This window comes from Arthrobacter sp. Y3224198 (assembly GCF_059090025.1).
The window spans coordinates 1-18,765 of the sequence record NZ_JBNHFG010000009.1 but is presented as its reverse complement, the minus strand read 5'-3'; the positions used below and the strand labels follow the sequence as shown (position 1 = coordinate 18,765).

Here is an 18,765-nt window from a genome sequence, read left to right as displayed (position 1 = left end):
TCTGTGCTTGACCATTGCAGAGATTCCCATCCGGGGAACCCCACCAACGAGGAGAACCGTGAACCGAGCGAGCAAGTCCCTGCTGTGTGCCGCCGCCGGCCTGTCCCTGCTCTCCGCGGCAGGATGTGCCGCGGGCGAGGAGGCCGACACCGCCGTGGAAGCACCTGCGGGTCCGTCCACTGCCACCAGCGACGCCCCCGCCCAGTCCCCCGTCCCGTCCGATGCCGGGGCCTCCGGATCTGCTGATTCCGGATCTGCCGCCTCCGGAAAGTACGCCGACGGCGAGTACTCCGGGACCGGAAGCTACATTCCGCCGTCGGGCACCTCGGAAGACGTGGATGTGACGCTGCGGCTGGAAAACAACGTGGTCACCGAGCTCGAGGTGGAAACGTCCCAGAAGAACCCCACGTCCAAGCAGTACCAGCGCGAGTTCACCTCCGGCGTGCAGGAGCAGGTGGTGGGCAAGAACCTTGACGAACTGGATGTCCACAAGGTGGCCGGGTCCTCACTGACCAGCCAGGGCTTCAACCGGGCACTGGATGCCATCCGTTCCGTGGCGGAATCCTAGGTCCTGCCCGTGCATACCCTGGACTTCGAGGCGATCGGCACCGTGTGGACGCTGTCCACGGCCGAGCCCTTGGAGCCCTCCGTCCGGGCCGAGGTGTCCCGCACCGTCGCGGACTACGACCGGACCTATTCGCGGTTCCGCACCGATTCCACGGTGGCGGCCATGGCCCGGGAGGCGGGCAGCTTTGAGCTTCCCGCCTCTGCCGCCCCGCTGCTGCGGCTTTTTGATGTCCTGAACCGGGTGACCGGCGGCGCCGTGAATCCCCTGGTCGGCCGTTCCCTCGAGGTGTTGGGGTACGACGCCGCCTACAGCTTTGCGGCGTCCGGCGCCCCGGTGGCTGCCGCCGACTGGGCCGGAACCGTCGCGTGGGAGGAATCCGGTTCCGGAATCAAGGTCTCCACCCCGGTTCCGGTGACGTTCGATATCGGTGCCGCCGGCAAGGGTCAGTTGGTGGACCTCGTCTGCGGTGTGCTGGAGTCTGCGGGCCACCGGGAGTACACGGTGGATGCCGGTTCCGATATGCGCCATGCCGGCACCGCTCCCCTGCGGGTGGCTTTGGAGCATCCGTACGACCCGTCGCGTGCCGTCGGGATCCTGTCCCTGGCCGACGGGGCCCTGTGTGCCTCGGCCGTGAACCGGCGGCGCTGGGGCGACGGGCTGCATCACGTCCTGGACGCCCGGACCGGGGCGCCCGTGGACGCAGTGGCGGCGACCTGGGTCCTGGCTGCGGATGCCATGACCGCGGACGGACTCGCCACCGCACTCTTTTTTGCCGGGCCGCAGGAACTGGCGGCCGGGTTCGACTTTGACTATGTCCGGATGTTTACCGACGGCCGGGCCGACTATTCCCCTGCAATGGCTGGAGTCCTGTTTTCATGAGCGTCAATGCACCTGCCGTTCCACGCACCCTGGGCACGTTCCTGGGCCGTTGGACCATGTACCGGCTGACCGTGTGGCTGCTGCTGGCCTGTGTGGCCTGGTCCTTTGTGCTCTCCTTTGCCGGCCTGCTGTTCTACACGCCGGCACAGCTGGGTGCCACGGTGCTGACAGCCGTGGCCAGCACGCTCATCACGAGCCGGGTGGCCGGGCTGCTGTTGCGCACCCGTCCGCAGACCGACTCGTCGATCATCACCGGCCTGCTGCTGTTCTTCCTGTTCTGGCCCGGCACGGAGGGCATGCAGCTCGGCACGGTGGCGCTCGCCGGTGCTGCGGCCACGGCGTCCAAATACCTTTTGGCTTTCCGCCGCCGGCACATCTTCAACCCGGCGGCGGTGGGTGCCTTTGTGGTGGCAGTTACCGGGTTGGGCGGAGCAGTGTGGTGGGTCGCCACGCCGTGGATGCTTGTGGCCGTGCTGCCGGCGTCGCTGCTGATCCTCTACCGGAACCGCCTGCTGCCGATGGCAGGGGTGTTTGCCCTGACCGCGGCAGTGATCATCCTGGTCCGCTTTATGGCCGAAGGGGAATCTGCTGCATACGCGCTGACAACGATGGCGGGGTCGTATCCGCTGGTGTTCCTGGCCGGATTCATGCTCACCGAACCGCTGACCTTGCCGCCGTTGCGCAGCCAGCGGCTGGCGGAGGCCGTCGTCGTGGGCGTCCTGTTTGCGGTGCCGCTGTCCTTGGGACCGGTAGCCATGTCGCCGGAGCTCGCACTGCTGGTGGGAAACGCCATCGCGTTTGCGCTGGGACAGCGAGGTGCGGTGCAGCTGCGGCTGCGGGAAAACCGCGAGCTCACGCCTACTGCGCGGGAGCTGGTGTTCGAGCCGTCGCGTCCGGTCCGGTTCCGTGCCGGGCAGTACGTGGAACTCTCGGTGCCGCACTTTGAGCCGGATTCGCGCGGATCCCGGCGGATCTTCAGCCTCACCACAGCGCCGGATAACCGTGGAAGCGTGGCAGTGGGCCTGCGTGTGGCCGCGGAGGGCGGCAGCAGCTTCAAGAAGGCACTGCTGAAGATGCGCCCCGGTGCAGAGGTGACTGCCACAGCCGTAGCCGGTGACTTCCTGCTGCCGAAAAACCCGGGAAAGCCTGTGCTGATGGTCGCGTCCGGCATCGGCATCACGCCGTTCATCAGCCAGTTGCGGCAGGTGCGTGGCGAAAGTGGCGTCGGAAGCGCGGGCAGTGGAGCCGGAACTGACAGCGGAGCGACCGGATCGTCCGGCAGGGAACGGTCCAACGGGACCGACCGGAACATTGTGCTGGTCTATGCGGCGGCCGATACGGCGGAGCTTGCCTATGCGGAGGAGCTGCAAGGGCTGGGCGTTCGGGTGCTGGCCTGCACCCCGACCGATCCCGGTGTTGCCGGATGGACGTGGCTCGGTCCCCGGCTTCCGGACGCTGCAGTGCTTAAGCGCGAGGTTCCGGATGTTGCGGCACGGGCGGTGTACGTTTCGGGGTCACCCCAGGCTGTGGCTGCTGCCCGAAAAGCAGTCCGAGAGGCCGGCGGCCGGCGCATCCGGACGGATCCGTTCCTCGGGTATTAGCCTGTGGTCTGCCTGCGTGGCTGACGCTGCTGAGAACGAGCACAGGGGACCCGGGCACGGGGACCTGGGACCGGGCACCAGGCACCAGGCACCAGGCACCAGGCACCAGGCACCAGGCACCATCAACCATCACGGGCACCGTGCTGCGCACTTTCAGAAGGGTGCACTCTCAGAATGGCGGATCCTCGACTATTGGCGCCCCGGTCGATCCATTACCTGGGTGGGCAGCTGCATGGGCATGGTCGGTCCCTCTATGATCCTGTCCGGGGTCGTGGTCCTGGCCTAGTTCCAGGAAGGGTTCGGTCCGGTAGACCCGGCCGGTGGGCGAGGTCCATTCGAGCACTCCCGGCACCGGTTGGCGGGCCTTCCAGTACCCCAGGGTTTTGAACCGGTGATGCCGCCGACACAGATGTGCCAGGTTCCCGTGGTCCGTGGGTCCGTCGGTTGCCCAGTCTTCTGTGTGGTCGATGTCCGCACTTGCGGTGCTGACCCGGCAGCCGGGAAACCGGCAGGTCCCGTCCCGTGCCCGCAACCAGCGGCGCAGTCCGGCCGGGACTTTCCGCCGCCGCCCGACCCCGAGGATCTCCCCCGTTTCCGGATCCAGGGCCAGTCCGGTCCAGCCGAGTGCGTTTCGGGCCAGGCGGCGGGCTTCCTCGGCGCTGACGGGACCGTAGCCGTGCAGCTCGGCCGGCTGGTCGCTGGCACCGAAGAGGGTTTCGGCGTTGATCAGCACCATGATCTCCGCCCGCGGCACCGCGCCGGCGGGATCGTCAAAGGCATCAGCGGCCGGTCTTCCGGCGCCTGCACCACCCGCGCTTGGGCTCCGGCCCGCCCCGCCGCTGAGGCCGCCCATCAGCAATTGGGCCAGGACGTCCGCCCGCAACTGATCCGCCGTGCGGGAATCCCCCTGGGCCTGTTCTCCGCGCGCAGCGTTGCCCAGGGCGGTGTAAATCTGCTGGGCCTCGGCCGCACGTAAATGTGCGGACAGGCAGGACATGCCGTCCTCTTCCCGGTCCAGGGTCACCCGGCGTTTATCGAACGCGCTCAGATGCCGTTTGCTGACGGTTTCGGGATACGTTTTCTCCCGCAGCCGGCGGGCCCGTACGGCGAACTGGGCCCGGGTCTGCCCTGGTACGGCGGCCAGCAGTTCCGTTTCGAATTCCGGGAGCCGGGTGGGCGGGATGTTGTCACACTGGTCGAGCACGACTTGGGCGTGCGGGTAGGAGAACCGTCCATCCTCCAGGCCGGCGAGGGTGGCGCTATGGGTGGTGCAGAGGCGGGTGGCTTCGTCCAGCATCCGCTGGCTGGTCATGTGCGGAATGGTCAGGATGGTGGCGCATTCGGCGGCCGCGAGGCTGAACGCCAGTCCGGGGTCCACCTCGACACGTCGGCCTGCGGTCCCCGGCTCGCCTGCTTCCCCTGCTTCAGCCGGTCCGCCTGCTTCGCCCGGTCCACCTGCAACGATGAAGCCTTCCCGGAAGATCGTGTCCATCCGGTGCATCAGGCGGGCCTGCTGGGCCTGGGCCCAGGCGATCAGGTGCGCGACCCGTCCCAGGGCTTCGCCTGCAGTCCGCTCGTCGAAGGATTCCGGGTTCTGCAGGGCCAGGGTCCCGGTGAACCCGTCGGCGAAACCAGCGTCCGTCTCCGGGCCTGTAACCGTTCCGCAGTCGTTGGCAGGTCCGTTTGCTGCCGGTTTAGCGGCATCGGCGGCAGGCGCCCTTCCGCCGTCGCCGTCTGAAGCCGCACTTACCGAGGCTCGGAACACCGCCCGGGTGCAGGCGTCGGCGGGCAAGCCACCGAGGTACGCCCCTCCCCCAACGCCCCCACTGCCGGCGTCGTCGTCTGCCTTTTCGGTTATCCGTTCGGTGTTCCCGAGCTGGTCCATGACCTCAGAATTTCATCCGCCACCGACATTTCCGGCCCGAAAACAGGCCAAAAACGGGCGCATTGAAACCTCATTTACCCGTCTTTAGGAGCTAACTACCTGCCCGCATTTGAGGGCCGTGTCGAACACAATCCACTGTTGGAACACCGCTGCGTGCACTGCACGTCTGAATCCGCAGGGCGTCCGGCCTGTCCCCGAAGGACGCAGGGTTTTCCTGCACCGGCGGAAACCTGCTAAGCTTCTTGAGTCCCACAGGACGTCCGGTTTACCGGTGTCCTTGCCCTCGTAGCTCAGGGGATAGAGCGGTTGCCTCCGGAGCAACAGGCCGTAGGTTCGAATCCTATCGAGGGCACTTTGAGACAACACAGAAGAACCCCGCAGCCACCGGTTGCGGGGTTCTTCTGTGTTCCGGCCAAAATCACGGCCAGGATTACGGCCAGGATTACCCCGCCCCACCGGCCTTGCTAATGGCGTCCTGCACCTCCGGCGGGCAGAGGAAGAACCTGGGCTGGAGTTCTTCCCACCCGGCATGCTTCGTTTTCATCGCGTATTCAAGGTGCGTCTGGTCCAGAGGATTGTCCGGAATGAGCCCGGGGCTCTCCTCCCCCAATAGCTGAAATTGGTACATCCACCAGGATCCGTCGGCTTCCTGGTTCAGGAACGTCGCTTCCACTGCCATGAGCTCCCGCTCGAGGGTGGCCAGACATTCGTCGTAGCGCCGGTGCAGCATGGTCATCCAGTCATCAAAGGATGCCTCCCTGCCATCCAGCAGGCGTGCCCGGCTCAATTCCATCCGCAGCCCGGGCGGCACAGAGGACGGCATGGGCCAGCCGGGAAAGCCGGAGGGTGCAGGACGGAAGGGAATGGATTGAGAGGCGGGCATGGCCGCAATCCTAGGCCAGCCCGCCTGCGGGCACGGGGAAGAACGCGCCGCAGCCCGATCCGGACCGCCGGGCACACCCACGGGACCAAAGCCGAAAAGTTTTTCCGGAAACCTTGTCCGTAATCGGACTTTCCGGGTTATGGTGTTCGCACATACCAACCGGTCGGTTCTGGAGACAGACCGCCTGGACCCTGCACCAACGCGAGAAGCCCGGACCCCGCCGCATGAAAACCATGAACATCAAGGAAGAACTCGCACGGACCTCCGTGGAGCTTTTCGCGCGGCAGGGGTACGCGAAGACCAGTGTCCAGCAGATCGTCGATGCAGCCGGAGTGACCAAGGGCGCCCTTTATCACTACTTCAATTCCAAGGATGACCTGCTCTTCGACATCTATGACCGCATCCTGACCCTGCAGCACCAGCACCTGACCGAGATCATCGGCCGAAACCTGCCGGCCGCCGAAACCATGCGCCTCGTCTGCGAAGACCTCATCCGCACCTCGATCGATTGGATCCGCGAAGGCTCGGTCTTTTTCCGGTCCCAGCACATGCTCAGCAACGAGCGGCTCGAGGAAGTGAAACGACGGCGGCGCGAATACAACGACGCCTTCACCGCCATCCTGGTCCGCGGCCAGCACGACGGCGACTTCCGCACCGATATGCCCATCACGGTCCTCGCCGCACACTTCTTCTCCGACCCCCATTACCTCTCCTACTGGTACTCGCCAGGCGGGGCGATCAGCCGCGAACAGGCTGCCAGCCAGCTGACCGAGCTCTACCTGGCAGGCCTCAAGCCGAGGTAACCCGGCCCAGGCCGCACGCTGCAAGACCGCAAGACCGCAAGATCCAGCACCACCGGAACACAGCACCTCCAGCACCACCGCACCTCCTCACTACCGCAAGACACGCGCCACCCAAGCACGCAAGGTAAGAGCTGAGAACGATGGAGTACTCATGCAGGAGCAACATACCGACCGGTCGGAACTACCACGGCTCCGACTCAACGGCATCACGGTTCGATTCGGCGGGCTCACGGCCCTCGACTCGGTGTCCCTGGACGTCCCGGCAGGAGGAATCGTTGGGGTCATGGGTCCCAACGGCGCCGGGAAAACCACCCTTTTCAACGTCATCTGTGGTGTTTTCCCACCCACCGAAGGCGTCCTGGAGCTGGACGGCAGGACCTTCACACCGCGCCCGCACCAACTCACCCGGCACGGGGTGTCCCGGACCCTGCAGGGACTGGGCCTGTTTCCCGGGCTGACCGTCCTGCAGAACGTCATGACCGGCCTGGCCGCGGGCTCCCGCCGCGGACTGGACCTGCTGGCCACGCCCGGCTCCGTCCGGCACGAGGCAAGGACGGCCGCACGGGCCCTCGAAGCGCTGGATGCACTCGACGTCGCCCGCTATTCCGCAGCGCTGCCGGACACCCTGCCCTACGGCATCCGCAAGAAGGTGGCCCTGGCCCGTGCCCTGGTGGCCAAACCCCGCCTGCTGCTGCTCGATGAGCCGGCCGGCGGACTGGGCCACGAGGACATTGCCGAACTCGCGGCACTCATCCGCACCCTGCCCGCGGACGGGTGCTCCGTGGTGCTGGTGGAACATCACGTGGACCTGGTGATGGAGGTCAGCAACCGCATAGCCGTCCTCGACTTCGGGCGGCTGATTGCCGAAGGAACCCCGGCAGAGATCGGCGCCGACCCGGCCGTGGCGGATGCCTACCTGGGAGTTGAGGTCGCATGAGCGGCGGCCTGGCCCTCACCGGCGTGAGCGCCGGCTACGGTACCGTCCCGGTGCTTCACGACGTCGACCTCGACGTGCCGGAAGGCTCCATCACCGCCGTCGTGGGCGCCAACGGTGCCGGAAAGACCACGTTGCTGCGCACGATCACCGGCCAGCTGCGCCCCTCCGCGGGAAGCATCCGCAAGGACGGTGCCGATCTGGCCCGTGTCCCGGTGGAAGCCATGGTGCGCCACGGCGTCGCACTGGTTCCCGAAGGCCGCGGCGTCATCACCGAACTCACCGTGGAGGAGAACCTCCGCCTGGGCGGGCTGTGGCGGAGCGACCGCAAGGCTGCCGCCGCTGTCCTGGACGAGGTGTACGGACTGTTCGAACCCCTCGCCAGGCGGCGGAAGGCAGCAGGCCACCAGCTCTCCGGCGGCGAGCGCCAGATGCTCGCCCTCGGCCGGGCACTGATGGCTGCACCTTCGCTCCTGCTCCTGGATGAACCGTCCCTCGGCCTGGCCCCCAAGGTCACCGCGCAGATCATGGGCATGCTCCGGCGGCTGCGCGATGAGACCGGACTGACCGTGCTGCTGATCGAACAGAACGTCCGCAGCGCCCTGGCCGTCGCAGACCACGGCGTTGTCCTCAATCTCGGCCGCATCGTCGCCTCCCGTCCCGCCGCTGAACTGGCCTCGGACACCGACCTCCGCCACACCTACCTGGGGTTCTAATGGACAGATTCCTTTTCCTCACCTTTGACGGGCTCGCCCGGGGTGCCGTCCTGGCCGCCTTCGCGCTCTCCCTGGTCCTGATTTGGCGCGCCGCACGGATCGTGAACTTCGCCCAAGGCGCCATGGCCGTCGCAGCCACCTACATCGCCTTCAGCGTCACCGCCCTGACCGGCAACTACTGGGCGGGGCTGGCTGCGGCCCTCGCCGCCGGCTTCCTGATCGGGGCCCTCGTGGAGCGGGGCGTGATGCGCCATGTGGGAAGTTCCTCGGCCCTGAATCCCGTTATTGCCGGGCTCGGCCTGCTCCTGGTGATCCAAGCGGTCCTGGGCATGATCTTCGGGAACAGCTACCGGACCATGGTCACGCCCTTCAGCTCCAACCCGGTGGAAATCTTCGGGATCACCGCTGTCTCCTCCTATGACCTCTTTGTGTTTGCCTGCATCGCGGTACTGGTGGGCGGCCTGGTCCTGCTCTTCACGAAAACGCCGCTGGGCCTGCGGCTGCGTGCCTCGGCCTTTGCGCCGGAACTGGCCCGGCTGCTGGGGGTGCGGACCTCGCGGATGCTCACCCTCGGCTGGGCCATGTCCTCGGCGCTGGGAGCCCTCGCGGCACTGCTGGTGATCCCCACCGAACTGGGCCTGAACCCGCACGCAGCGGACGCCGTGTTTGTGTACGCCTTCACAGTTGCGGTCATCGGCGGCCTCGACTCCCCGGCCGGCGCGGTGATCGGCGGCCTGGCCGTGGGTGTCCTGCTCAGCTGGGTCACCGGGTACCTCGGGGCCACCCTGGCTCCCATAGCCATCCTCCTCCTGCTGCTGGCGGTGCTGCTGGTCCGCCCGGGCGGGATCTTCTCACTGACCAAGGAGCGGACCGTATGAGCGTCCCCAAGCGATACCTGCTCGCGGCCGGCACAGCCGTCCTCCTGATCGGGCTCACCTTCCTGATCCCCTCCTTCACCTCCTACCAGCTGGCCACCGCCTGCGCCTACCTGTGCGGCATCGCCGGCCTGACACTGCTGACCGGCGCCGGCGGGCAGCTGTCACTGGGACAGGCCGCGCTGATGGCCGCCGGCGCCTACTCCTACGCGCTCAGCGCCAACGCGCTGTCCGACGCCGGCGTGGAGGGCCCGCTGCTGCTCCTTCTCCCGCTCGCAGCGGCTGTGATCGGTGCTGCCGTGCTGGGTCTGGTGATCGGTCTGGCCGCCGGACGGTTGCACGGCCCGTATCTGGCCGGCTTCACCATGGCTCTGGTAGTGGCTCTTCCCGCCGTCACCAGCACATTTTCCCCGGTGCTCGGCGGCGATCAGGGACTGTGGATCACCGTGGAGAAACGCCCTGCCGCCCTGCGCGGCACCGTGTCCACCGAAGCCTGGCAGGCGTGGCTCGCCGTCGTCTGCGCCGTTGCCGTCATGGCGGTACTCGCGAACCTGCTCCACGGACGCTTTGGCCGTGAACTGCGTGCGGTACGGGACAACCCCGTGGCCGCAGCCCTGGCCGGGATCCATCCCGCCCGGACCAAGGTGGCGGCCTTTGTCATCAGCTCGGCCGCGGCAGGCATGGGCGGCGGACTGCTGGCCTACACCACGCAGAGCGCCAGCCCCGGCGCATACTCGCTGGTGTTCTCACTGTTCCTGCTGATGGCGGCCGTGGTGGGCGGTATCGGCTCGCTGGCCGGCGCCGTCTGGGGTGCGGTGCTGCTGGTGGCCCTGCCACATCTCATCAGCACCGCCACCGCCCGGCTGCCGCTGTCCACCGACCTCGCCCAGCGGCTGGACGGGAACCTCGCGGTGGCCGTGTTCGGACTGGTCCTGGTTCTCGTGGTCTTGCTGGCACCCCAGGGAATCCACGGCCTGCTGGTCCGGCTCCGGTACCGCGCGGCCCGGTTGCGCGCATCCGGACCCGCCGGCGCGGGCCGTACCGAACCAGGCCGCACCGAAACCGCCGCCTCCGAACCCGACGAACCCGACGAATCCGACGAACCTGAATCCACTGCACCCGCAACCGCACCAACACCACCCCGGCTGTCCGCCCGGCGCGAGCCAGGGCAACTACCCGCAACCCAGAAAGGTCAATGATGACTAGTTCCAAGCTCCCGATGGGCGTGGCCGTCCTCGCCGCCGCTGCCCTTGCCCTCTCCGCCTGTTCCGCAAACGCGGACGGTGACGGCGACGCGGCGGCCGCCGAAGACGTCCCCGGCATCACGGATACCACCGTCACCGTAGGCACGCACCAGCCACTCACCGGACCGGCGGCAGCCGGCTACTCCACCATTTCCCCCGCCACCAAGGCGTACTTCGACTACGTCAATGCCAACGGCGGGGTCAACGGCCGCACCATTGAGTACATCGTCAAGGACGACGGCTACAACCCGGCCAACACCCAGTCCGTGGTGCGGGAAATGGTGCTCCAGGACGAGGTCTTCGCCCTGGTCGGAGGCCTCGGCACCCCGCCGCACAGCGCGGTGCTTGACTTCGTGAACGACAACGAGGTCCCCGACCTCTTTGTGGCCTCCGGCTCCCCCACCTGGAACCAGCCGGAGGACTACCCCTACACCTACGGCTTCATGGTGGACTACCCCACCGAATCCCGCATCCTGGCCACCTACGCGCAGGAGGAATTCCCGGACAAGACCTATTGCTTCTTCGGCCAGGACGACGATTTCGGCGAGGAGTTCAAGGCCGGGCTGGAAGCGGTCCTGGGCGCGGATGCGCTGGCCGATGCACAGGTGTACTCCACCTCCAACACGGACGTCGCCGCGCAGATCAGCTCCATGAAGGAGTCCGGCTGCGAGGTGAACTTCCTGGCCACCATCAACGGTTACAGCGCCCAGGCCGTGGGCACGGCAGCGAAGCTCGGCTACTTCCCGCAGTGGATGGCTTCCTCGGCCGGCGGAGACTTCAACACCCTCTCCGGTTACCTGGGCGAAAACACCAACAAGCTGCTCCAGGGCTTCGTCAGCGCCAACTACCTGCCTGCCTACTCCGACACGGAGGACGAATGGACCACGAAGTTCCGGGAAATCAACGAGGAATACAACGCCGGAGCCCCGTTTGACGGCAACACCATCTTCGGGATGTCCATCGGCTACCTGTTCGTCGAGGCGCTGAAGGAGGCGGGCGAGAACCCCACCCGCGAATCCCTGATGGAGGCCCTTGAGTCCGGCAACGTCACCGGCAACGGCCACACGCCACTGGGCTTCGGCGAGGACAGCCACCGCGGCTACACCGGTGCCATGCTGACCCGGGTGGACAACGGCGTCCAGGCCTACTTCGGCAACCCGTACGTGGTCACCGGCGACGAGGTGCAGGAATACACGGAGGAACGGGCCGCCATGCCCGCCAACGGCATGCCGGAATAAAGGCAGCAGGTACAAAGAAGGAGGGCCCCGCCGGGGCCCTCCTTTCCTGTGCCTGCCGGCTACTGCATCACGTACAGCGAGATCGACTCGGCCACTGCCGCCGGCTTGTCCACGCCGTCGATCTCGACCGTAACGAGAAGCTTCACCCGCACCCCCTGGGCCACCTCTTCCACCGACACGATCTCAGAGTGTGCCCGGACCCGGCTGCCCACCGGGACCGGGTGCGGGAAACGGACCTTGTCGAGCCCGTAGTTGATGCCCATCACCATGCCATCCACCCGGAAGCGTCCGGAGGCGAGCGCCGGGAGCAGCGCCAGGCTCAGGTAGCCGTGGGCAATGGTGCCGCCAAAAGGGCCGTGCGCCGCACGCTCCGGATCAACGTGGATCCACTGGTGGTCATCGGTGGCATCGGCAAACAGGTTCACGCGCTCCTGGTCGATGGTGATCCAGTCGCTGGTTTCAACCTGCCCCACGGCAGCGGCGAGTTCCTCCACGGAACCGAACTGTGCCACCGCTAGTCCTTCGGTCCGCCGGCGACGTACAGCACCTGGCCGGAGACAAACGAGGCCTCTTCACGGGCGAAGAAGGACGCCGCCGCGGCAATGTCCGCCGGCGTGCCTGCCCGGCCCACCGGAATGTCCTTCGCGGCGTGCGCCACGAAGTCCTCGAACGGCACCCCCACGCGCTCTGCCGTGGCCCGGGTCATGTCGGTTTCGATGAAACCCGGGGCAATGGCATTGACAGTTACGTTGTAGCGGCCGAGCTCAATGGCAAGGGTTTTCGTGAAGCCCTGGATGCCCGCCTTGGCCGCGGCGTAGTTCGCCTGCCCGCGGTTGCCCAGCGCCGAAGTGGAGGAAAGGTTGATGATCCGCCCCCATTCCGCCTTTACCTGGTGTGCCTGCACGGCCCGGCTCATCAGGAAGGCGCCGCGCAGGTGCACGCCCATCACGGCGTCCCAGTCCGTCTCGCTCATCTTGAACAGCAGGTTGTCCCGCAGGATGCCGGCGTTGTTCACCAGGATGGTGGGGGCGCCCAGCTCCCCGGCGATCCGCGAAACTGCCTGCTCGACGGCGGCGGCATCGGACACGTCGGCACCGACGCCGAGCGCTTCTCCCCCGGCTTCGCGGATCGCGTCCACGGTCCGGGCGGTGTCCTCCTCGCGCAGGTCGATGACGGCAACGGCATTGCCGTCCGCGGCGAGCCGGGAGGCGACCGCGGCGCCGATGCCGCGTCCTGCTCCGGTGACTACGGCTATGCGGCGGGTGGAGGGAACTGGTGTTTCAGGCATGGCTCTCCTTTGGCTCCGCCCTCCCGCGCGTTGGTGCATGTTGGCAGGAAGGCGCCGGACGGACGAACGTGACGGGTGTCTCAATCGTGGAGCCGACAATACCGACCAGCCGGTATGCACCGCAACGGGTAGGAGGTTACAAATCAGGACAGCTCTTGACCTGATCCCGGCGTACCTTGATGTCCATGTTGGAAACTTCCGCGCGGCTGCTGCAGCTGCTCTCCCTGCTGCAGCTGCGCCGCGAATGGACCGGAGCAGCACTGGCGGAGCGGCTGTCCATCACCGAACGCACGGTGCGCCGGGATATCGGCAAGCTCCGGACGTTGGGCTATCCCATCTCGGCGTCCCCGGGCATTGCCGGGGGTTACCAGCTGGGCGCCGGTGCCCAGCTGCCGCCGTTGCTGCTCGACGACGACGAGGCGCTCGCCGTCGCCCTGGGACTCACGGCAGTGGCCGCCGGGCCCGTGACCGGCATCGGCGAGGCGTCGGTGCGCGCCCTCGCGAAGCTTGAGCAGGTACTCCCGGGCCGGCTCCGCCCCAAGTTCTCCGCCCTGCGCCAATCCGTCTCCACCCTCTCCGGCCCCCCGGGCGGGGTGGATCCGGGCATCCTCACGGCATTCTCCGCGGGCATCACCGAACGCCGGGTCCTGAGCTTCCGGTATACCGGGGCCGACGGCGGCTCGGCGCGCAGATTGGTGGAGCCTTACCGGCTGGTGAGCACCGGACGGCGCTGGTATGCAGTGGCCTGGGACCTTGAACGCTGCGACTGGCGGACCTTCCGGGTGGACCGCTGCGGCAGCACACCCTCCCCGCGCGAGCGGTTCACGCCACGCCCGCTGCCGGCCCGCGATCTGGCCGCCTACGTGCAGGAATCGATCACCCGCAACCCCTACCGCTACACGGTGGTGGTGCGCCTGGCCGCGCCGTTGGAGACCGTGGCCGAGCGGGTACCGCCGGACGTGGCAAGCCTCACCGCCGACGGACCGGGGCACACCATCGTGCGCGGCGGCTGGGACTCCCTTGACCTGCCCCTGATCAACCTGACTGCGTGGGGTGTGCCGTTCGAAATCCTGGAACCGCCGGAAATGCGTGACCGTGCCCTTCGGGCCGTGTCACTGCTGCAGCGTGCCGTCCAAATCCCGCCCACGGCGGAATCTCCGTAAGGGTGCCGGGCCAAGCCACTAGACTGGTGGCAATCATGGCACTGACAATTTCCTATCCCGAGCTCCTGCCTGTTTCGGAGCGCCGCGAAGACATCATGGCTGCCATCGCGGCCAACCAGGTCACCGTCATTGCCGGTGAAACCGGCTCCGGCAAGACCACCCAGATCCCGAAAATGTGCCTGGAGCTGGGCCTGGCGGAAAAGGGCCTGATCGGGCATACCCAGCCCCGCCGGCTCGCCGCCCGCACCGTGGCGGAACGGATTGCCTCCGAGCTCGGCGTCGACATCGGTGACGAAGTGGGTTTCCAGGTCCGCTTCACCGGGGAGACCAGCCGCAAAACCAAGGTCAAGCTGATGACCGACGGCATCCTGCTGGCCGAAATCCAGCACGATCCGAAGCTGAAGAAATACAGCACCATCATCATTGACGAGGCCCACGAACGCAGCCTCAACATCGACTTCATCCTGGGCTACCTGCGCCGGCTGCTGCCCGAACGCCCGGACCTGAAGCTGATCATCACCTCGGCCACCATCGATCCGCAGCGTTTCGCCGAACACTTTGCCTTGGACGGCACACCGGCGCCCATCATCGAGGTCTCCGGGCGCACCTTCCCCGTGGAGATCCGGTACCGGCCGCTGAACCAGCCCGCGGACGGCGGCAGCGACGACGACGGCCCCGACGACGAGCTCGAAGAGGACCGCGACCCGGTGGACGCGGTCTGCGACGCCGTGGACGAGCTGTCCCGCGAGGCACCCGGCGACGTCCTGGTGTTCTTCTCCGGCGAGCGCGAAATCCGCGACGCGGCAGATGCGCTGCGTTCCTCCGTTGCGCGCAACCCCCGGCTGGCCAACACCGAGATCCTGCCGCTCTACGCCCGGCTCTCCCTGGCCGAGCAGCACAAGGTCTTCTCCCCCGGCCGGAACCGCCGGATCGTGCTGGCCACCAACGTGGCCGAAACGTCGCTGACCGTCCCCGGCATCAAGTACGTCATTGATACCGGCACGGCCCGCATCTCCCGCTACTCCCACCGCACCAAGGTCCAGCGGCTGCCGATCGAACGGATTTCCCAGGCCTCCGCCAACCAGCGCTCGGGACGCTGCGGCCGCGTCTCGGACGGCATCGCCATCCGCCTGTACTCGCAGGAGGACTTCGAGTCCCGTCCCGAGTTCACCGACCCGGAGATCCTGCGCACCAACCTCGCCGCCGTGATCCTGCAGATGGCGGCCATGGGTGTGGCCAAGGGCCCCAAGGACGTGGCGGACTTCCCGTTTGTGCAGCCCCCGGACTCCAAGGCCGTCAACGACGGCGCCGTCCTCCTGCGCGAGCTCGGCGCCCTGCACCCCAAGGGCGGCATCACCCCGGTGGGCCGCAAGCTCTCCCAGCTGCCGGTTGATCCGCGGCTGGGCCGGATGATCGTGGAAGCCGGCAACCGCGGCTGCGCCAAGGAGGTCATGGTGCTCACCGCGGCACTGACCATCCAGGACCCGCGTGAACGCCCGTCCAAGGATGACCCGGCCCGCGCGCAGAAGGCCGCGGAAATGCACAAGCGCTTTGTGGACGAGAAATCCGACTTCACCGGCTACCTGAACCTGTGGCGTTATATCCAGGAAAAGCAGAAGGAGCTCTCCTCCTCGGCTTTCCGCCGGCTGTGCAAAAACGAGTTCCTGAACTTCCTGCGCATCCGTGAATGGCAGGACCTGTTTGCCCAGCTGCGCCAGCTGGCCAAGCCGCTGGGCATCACCCTCTCCCCGGATCCGGTGGACCCGGTGGGGCGGCATAAGGAAATCCACATGTCGCTGCTGTCCGGCCTGCTCAGCCATATCGGACTCTACGACCAGCGCAAGCGCGAATACGCCGGCGCGCGCGGTACCCGGTTTGCCGTGTTCCCCGGCTCGGCGCTGTTCAAGAAGTCCCCCGACTGGGTGATGGCCGCCGAGCTGGTGGAGACCTCCCGCCTCTGGGCCCGGGTGGCGGCATCCTTTGATCCGCTCTGGGCGGAGGAAGTGGCCCCGCACCTGGTCAAGCGGACCTACAGCGAACCGCACTGGTCCAAGAGCCGCGGGGCGGTCATGGCCTATGAGAAGGTCACGCTTTACGGCGTCCCGGTGGTTCCGCAGCGGAGCATCAACTACGGCCGGATCGATCCGGCGCTCTCGCGGGAAATGTTCATCCGGCATGCCCTGGTGGAGGGTGACTGGCGCACGCACCACAAGTTCTTCCACCGGAACCAGGCTCTGCTGGCCGAGGTGGAGGAACTCGAAAACCGGGTCCGGCGCCGCGGCCTGCGCGTGGACGACGAGACGCTCTTCGAGTTCTACGACGAGCGTGTGGGTCCCGACGTCGTCTCCGAGCGGCACTTCGACAAGTGGTGGAAACACGCACGGCATGAGAACCCCGCCCTGCTGGACTTCGATCCGGATGCCCTGCGCACCGACGACGCCGCCGGCCTGGATGAGGACGACTTCCCGAAGTCCTTCTTCTACGGCTCCTTCGAGCTTCCGCTGACCTATGAGTTCACGCCGGGTGTGACCGGAGCCAACGACGGCGTGACCGTGGAAGTACCCGTGCTGTTCCTGAACCAGCTCGCCCCCGGGCCGTTCACCTGGCAGATCCCGGGCCTGCGTGCCGAACTCATCACTGCCCTGATCAAGTCCCTGCCCAAGGCCATCCGGAAGAACTTTGTTCCGGCGCCCGACGTCGCCCGTTCGGCTGCCGCAGCCCTGGCCGCGGACTTCGACCCGGCAACGGATGAGCTGGAACCCTCGCTTGAACTGGTGCTGCGCCGGCTCAAGGGCTCGATCATTCCGCCCGGTTCCTGGAACTGGAACGCGGTGCCGGACCATCTGCGCATGACGTTCACCGTGGTGGATTCCGCCGGCCGCGTACTGGACGAGGGCAAGGACCTGGCCGCCCTGCAGGAGTCCCTGGCACCGGCTACCCGCCGGGCCATCGCCGAGTCGCTGGGCGCCACGCCGTCGACCGTCCGTCCGGCTAAGCCGGCCAAGACCAACGGCAAGGGCAACGGCAACGGCAACGGCACGCAATCCGGTGTGCGCGACGGCAAGCCCGACGCCGGTTCCTCCGTGGCGGAACAGACCGGGCTCACGGAGTGGAGCGTTGGCACCTTGGAGAAGCAGGTGCAGCGGCTGGTCGCGGGGCACACCGTGACCGGCTACCCGGCACTGGTGGACGAAGGCAGCACGGCAGGCGTGCGGATCTTCCAGAGCCCCGGCGAACAGCAGGCGGCCATGCGCGCCGGCGTGATCCGGCTGCTGGTGCTCCGGGTGCCCAGCCCCGCCAAGTATGTGCTGGAGCACCTGAGCAACACCGAGAAGCTGACCTTCAGCCAGAACCCGCACGGCAGCGTTGCGGCGCTGATCGAGGACTGCACCCTGGCCGCCGTCGACAAGCTCACACCCGAGGCGCTCCCCTGGTCCCGGGCCGAGTTTGATGCCCTCTATGAAACGGTGCGGGCCGAGCTCATCGATACGGTGTTTACGGTGACCGCCATCGTGGAAAAGATCCTCTCCAGCACCCGGCGGATCACCAAGGCGCTGAAGGGCACCACGTCACTGGCACTGATCAGCGCGCTCAATGACATCCGGTCCCAGCTGGACAACCTCGTCTACCCGGGATTCGTGGCCCGGACCGGCTACGCACAGCTGATGCATCTGCCCCGCTATCTGGCCGGCATTGAACGGCGCCTGGAAAAGCTCCCGGGCAACGTGCAGCGCGACGGGCTGAGCATGGCAGTGGTCCAGCGCCTCGAGGATGAGTACGACGACGCCGTGGCGGCGCTGGCGCCCGGCCGCGGCACTCCTCCGGAACTCGCCGAGGTCCGTTGGATGATCGAAGAGCTGCGGATCAGCTTCTTTGCCCAGGAACTGGGCACGGCCCGGTCCGTTTCGGAGAAACGGATCCGGACCGCGCTGAACTCGGCACTGGCCCCGGCCTAGCGCACCTCGTTCGGGTACCCCTTGTGCCTAGCTCTCCCTTCGGCGGGCTGCCAGCAGCAACGCGGCTCCCACAACTAGGACGAGGGAAGCCGCTGCCGCCACCCACGTGCCTTCGGCACCGGTCGAGGCCAGTCCGGACGCAGGATTACTCGGGGCAGGGTCTGCCAGCACACGCGTTCCTGACCCGGGAACTGTCGTTCCAGGAACCGTACCCGTGACTGCCGGCGGAATGACGTTGCCCGTTCCGGCGGGTGGTGCCATCGGCGGTGCAGGCGGTAACTCCAGCAGCGTATCCCCGGGCAGCCCTGGCGAACCGGCTGACGGGGTGTCGGACGGGGTATCAACAGGGGCATCCGTGGGCTGGCTCGACGGGCTGGCTGTCGGCTGATCCGAAGGCGACGCGGTGGGCCCGTCCGAAGGCGAACCCGTCGGAGAACCCGTCGGCTGATCTGTCGGGTCCGACGGGTGCGTCGGCTGATCCGAAGGCCCATCCGTAGGCGAACCCGTCGGAGAACTCGTCGGCTGATCTGTCGGGTCCGACGGGTGCGTCGGGTAATCCGGTGTATCTGTGGGCGGCAATGCCGGGCAGACATCTGGCGGGTCGGTCGGCTCCACCGGATCAGTCGGCGGGTCACTCGGCTCCACCGGATCAGTCGGCGGGTCACTCGGCTCCACCGGATCAGTCGGCGGGTCACTCGGCTCCACCGGATCAGTCGGCGGGTCACTCGGCTC

General features: G+C 67.2%; 16 protein-coding genes and 1 tRNA gene. 12 read left to right on the top strand and 5 right to left on the bottom strand.

Annotated elements, in window-relative coordinates; translation table 11 throughout:
• The first annotated feature begins 58 nt into the window (after positions 1 to 58).
• Genes AC5RUF_RS06945 through AC5RUF_RS06935 form a run of 3 tightly spaced genes read left to right on the top strand, consistent with a single transcriptional unit; the run spans position 59 to position 3,048 of the window.
• The gene (locus AC5RUF_RS06945) at positions 59 to 568 is read left to right on the top strand and encodes an FMN-binding protein (protein WP_494130091.1); all 510 of its coding nucleotides are present in this window, start codon (positions 59 to 61) and stop codon (positions 566 to 568) included.
• A 9-nt stretch (positions 569 to 577) separates the two neighbouring features.
• Positions 578 to 1,447 carry an FAD:protein FMN transferase gene (locus AC5RUF_RS06940; RefSeq protein ID WP_494130090.1) on the top strand — a complete coding sequence of 290 codons (870 nt, stop codon included), beginning with the start codon at positions 578 to 580 and terminating at the stop codon, positions 1,445 to 1,447.
• Positions 1,444 to 3,048: an FAD-dependent oxidoreductase gene (locus tag AC5RUF_RS06935; RefSeq protein WP_494130089.1), complete on the top strand. Its 1,605-nt coding sequence runs from the start codon at positions 1,444 to 1,446 to the stop codon at positions 3,046 to 3,048. The genes AC5RUF_RS06940 and AC5RUF_RS06935 overlap by 4 nt, the downstream gene beginning before the upstream one ends.
• A gap of 169 nt (positions 3,049 to 3,217) precedes the next feature.
• On the opposite strand, the gene AC5RUF_RS06930 is transcribed toward AC5RUF_RS06935, so the two are convergent.
• The gene (locus tag AC5RUF_RS06930) at positions 3,218 to 4,933 is read right to left on the bottom strand and encodes an HNH endonuclease signature motif containing protein (RefSeq protein WP_494130088.1); all 1,716 of its coding nucleotides are present in this window, start codon (positions 4,931 to 4,933) and stop codon (positions 3,218 to 3,220) included.
• Positions 4,934 to 5,212: 279 nt separating this feature from the next.
• Between AC5RUF_RS06930 and AC5RUF_RS06925 the strand changes: the two genes are divergently transcribed.
• Positions 5,213 to 5,285 (top strand) — tRNA-Arg (locus tag AC5RUF_RS06925).
• 90 nt (positions 5,286 to 5,375) lie between these two features.
• Here AC5RUF_RS06925 and AC5RUF_RS06920 read toward each other — a convergent pair.
• A complete protein-coding gene (locus tag AC5RUF_RS06920; RefSeq protein WP_494130087.1) occupies positions 5,376 to 5,816 on the bottom strand; it encodes a DUF6176 family protein in 441 nt (146 codons plus the stop codon).
• 224 nt (positions 5,817 to 6,040) lie between these two features.
• Between AC5RUF_RS06920 and AC5RUF_RS06915 the strand changes: the two genes are divergently transcribed.
• The 6 genes from AC5RUF_RS06915 (at position 6,041) to AC5RUF_RS06890 (ending at position 11,626) form a co-directional block, all read left to right on the top strand.
• Positions 6,041 to 6,619, top strand: a complete 579-nt coding sequence (locus tag AC5RUF_RS06915; RefSeq protein WP_493997379.1) for a TetR/AcrR family transcriptional regulator — start codon at positions 6,041 to 6,043, stop codon at positions 6,617 to 6,619.
• 151 nt (positions 6,620 to 6,770) lie between these two features.
• Positions 6,771 to 7,556: an ABC transporter ATP-binding protein gene (locus AC5RUF_RS06910; RefSeq protein WP_493997378.1), complete on the top strand. Its 786-nt coding sequence runs from the start codon at positions 6,771 to 6,773 to the stop codon at positions 7,554 to 7,556.
• A complete protein-coding gene (locus AC5RUF_RS06905) occupies positions 7,553 to 8,269 on the top strand; it encodes an ABC transporter ATP-binding protein (protein WP_494130086.1) in 717 nt (238 codons plus the stop codon). Before AC5RUF_RS06910 ends, AC5RUF_RS06905 begins: the two co-directional genes overlap by 4 nt.
• Positions 8,269 to 9,147 carry a branched-chain amino acid ABC transporter permease gene (locus tag AC5RUF_RS06900; protein WP_494130085.1) on the top strand — a complete coding sequence of 293 codons (879 nt, stop codon included), beginning with the start codon at positions 8,269 to 8,271 and terminating at the stop codon, positions 9,145 to 9,147. The genes AC5RUF_RS06905 and AC5RUF_RS06900 overlap by 1 nt, the downstream gene beginning before the upstream one ends.
• A complete protein-coding gene (locus tag AC5RUF_RS06895; RefSeq protein ID WP_494130084.1) occupies positions 9,144 to 10,343 on the top strand; it encodes a branched-chain amino acid ABC transporter permease in 1,200 nt (399 codons plus the stop codon). The genes AC5RUF_RS06900 and AC5RUF_RS06895 overlap by 4 nt, the downstream gene beginning before the upstream one ends.
• Positions 10,343 to 11,626, top strand: coding sequence for an ABC transporter substrate-binding protein (locus tag AC5RUF_RS06890; RefSeq protein ID WP_493998337.1), 1,284 nt, complete (start codon positions 10,343 to 10,345; stop codon positions 11,624 to 11,626). Before AC5RUF_RS06895 ends, AC5RUF_RS06890 begins: the two co-directional genes overlap by 1 nt.
• Before the next feature lie 59 nt (positions 11,627 to 11,685).
• On the opposite strand, the gene AC5RUF_RS06885 is transcribed toward AC5RUF_RS06890, so the two are convergent.
• The gene (locus AC5RUF_RS06885; RefSeq protein WP_493998336.1) at positions 11,686 to 12,138 is read right to left on the bottom strand and encodes a MaoC family dehydratase; all 453 of its coding nucleotides are present in this window, start codon (positions 12,136 to 12,138) and stop codon (positions 11,686 to 11,688) included.
• A gap of 2 nt (positions 12,139 to 12,140) precedes the next feature.
• Positions 12,141 to 12,914: a 3-oxoacyl-ACP reductase FabG gene (fabG, locus tag AC5RUF_RS06880; protein WP_494130083.1), complete on the bottom strand. Its 774-nt coding sequence runs from the start codon at positions 12,912 to 12,914 to the stop codon at positions 12,141 to 12,143.
• A gap of 185 nt (positions 12,915 to 13,099) precedes the next feature.
• Here fabG and AC5RUF_RS06875 point away from each other — a divergent pair, with 185 nt between their 5' ends.
• Together AC5RUF_RS06875 and hrpA are read left to right on the top strand one after the other, a co-directional pair.
• Positions 13,100 to 14,077 (top strand): helix-turn-helix transcriptional regulator, encoded by a 978-nt coding sequence (locus tag AC5RUF_RS06875; protein WP_494130082.1) that lies wholly within the window; start codon positions 13,100 to 13,102, stop codon positions 14,075 to 14,077.
• A gap of 35 nt (positions 14,078 to 14,112) precedes the next feature.
• A complete protein-coding gene (gene hrpA, locus AC5RUF_RS06870) occupies positions 14,113 to 18,033 on the top strand; it encodes an ATP-dependent RNA helicase HrpA (protein ID WP_494130081.1) in 3,921 nt (1,306 codons plus the stop codon).
• Positions 18,034 to 18,060: 27 nt separating this feature from the next.
• On the opposite strand, the gene AC5RUF_RS06865 is transcribed toward hrpA, so the two are convergent.
• A complete protein-coding gene (locus tag AC5RUF_RS06865) occupies positions 18,061 to 18,294 on the bottom strand; it encodes an LAVTG motif-containing sortase-dependent surface protein (RefSeq protein ID WP_494130080.1) in 234 nt (77 codons plus the stop codon).
• Positions 18,295 to 18,765 lie beyond the last annotated feature (471 nt).

Bases quoted from the DNA above. Each gene is read 5' to 3' on its own strand.
- AC5RUF_RS06935 (WP_494130089.1), top strand. From the start codon at position 1,444: ATGAGCGTCAATGCACCTGCCGTTCCACGCACCCTGGGCACGTTCCTG.
- AC5RUF_RS06930 (WP_494130088.1), bottom strand. From the start codon at position 4,933: ATGGACCAGCTCGGGAACACCGAACGGATAACCGAAAAGGCAGACGAC.
- AC5RUF_RS06920 (WP_494130087.1), bottom strand. From the start codon at position 5,816: ATGCCCGCCTCTCAATCCATTCCCTTCCGTCCTGCACCCTCCGGCTTT.
- AC5RUF_RS06915 (WP_493997379.1), top strand. From the start codon at position 6,041: ATGAAAACCATGAACATCAAGGAAGAACTCGCACGGACCTCCGTGGAG.
- AC5RUF_RS06910 (WP_493997378.1), top strand. From the start codon at position 6,771: ATGCAGGAGCAACATACCGACCGGTCGGAACTACCACGGCTCCGACTC.
- AC5RUF_RS06905 (WP_494130086.1), top strand. From the start codon at position 7,553: ATGAGCGGCGGCCTGGCCCTCACCGGCGTGAGCGCCGGCTACGGTACC.
- AC5RUF_RS06900 (WP_494130085.1), top strand. From the start codon at position 8,269: ATGGACAGATTCCTTTTCCTCACCTTTGACGGGCTCGCCCGGGGTGCC.
- AC5RUF_RS06895 (WP_494130084.1), top strand. From the start codon at position 9,144: ATGAGCGTCCCCAAGCGATACCTGCTCGCGGCCGGCACAGCCGTCCTC.
- AC5RUF_RS06890 (WP_493998337.1), top strand. From the start codon at position 10,343: ATGACTAGTTCCAAGCTCCCGATGGGCGTGGCCGTCCTCGCCGCCGCT.
- fabG (WP_494130083.1), bottom strand. From the start codon at position 12,914: ATGCCTGAAACACCAGTTCCCTCCACCCGCCGCATAGCCGTAGTCACC.
- AC5RUF_RS06875 (WP_494130082.1), top strand. From the start codon at position 13,100: ATGTTGGAAACTTCCGCGCGGCTGCTGCAGCTGCTCTCCCTGCTGCAG.
- hrpA (WP_494130081.1), top strand. From the start codon at position 14,113: ATGGCACTGACAATTTCCTATCCCGAGCTCCTGCCTGTTTCGGAGCGC.
- AC5RUF_RS06865 (WP_494130080.1), bottom strand. From the start codon at position 18,294: ATGGCACCACCCGCCGGAACGGGCAACGTCATTCCGCCGGCAGTCACG.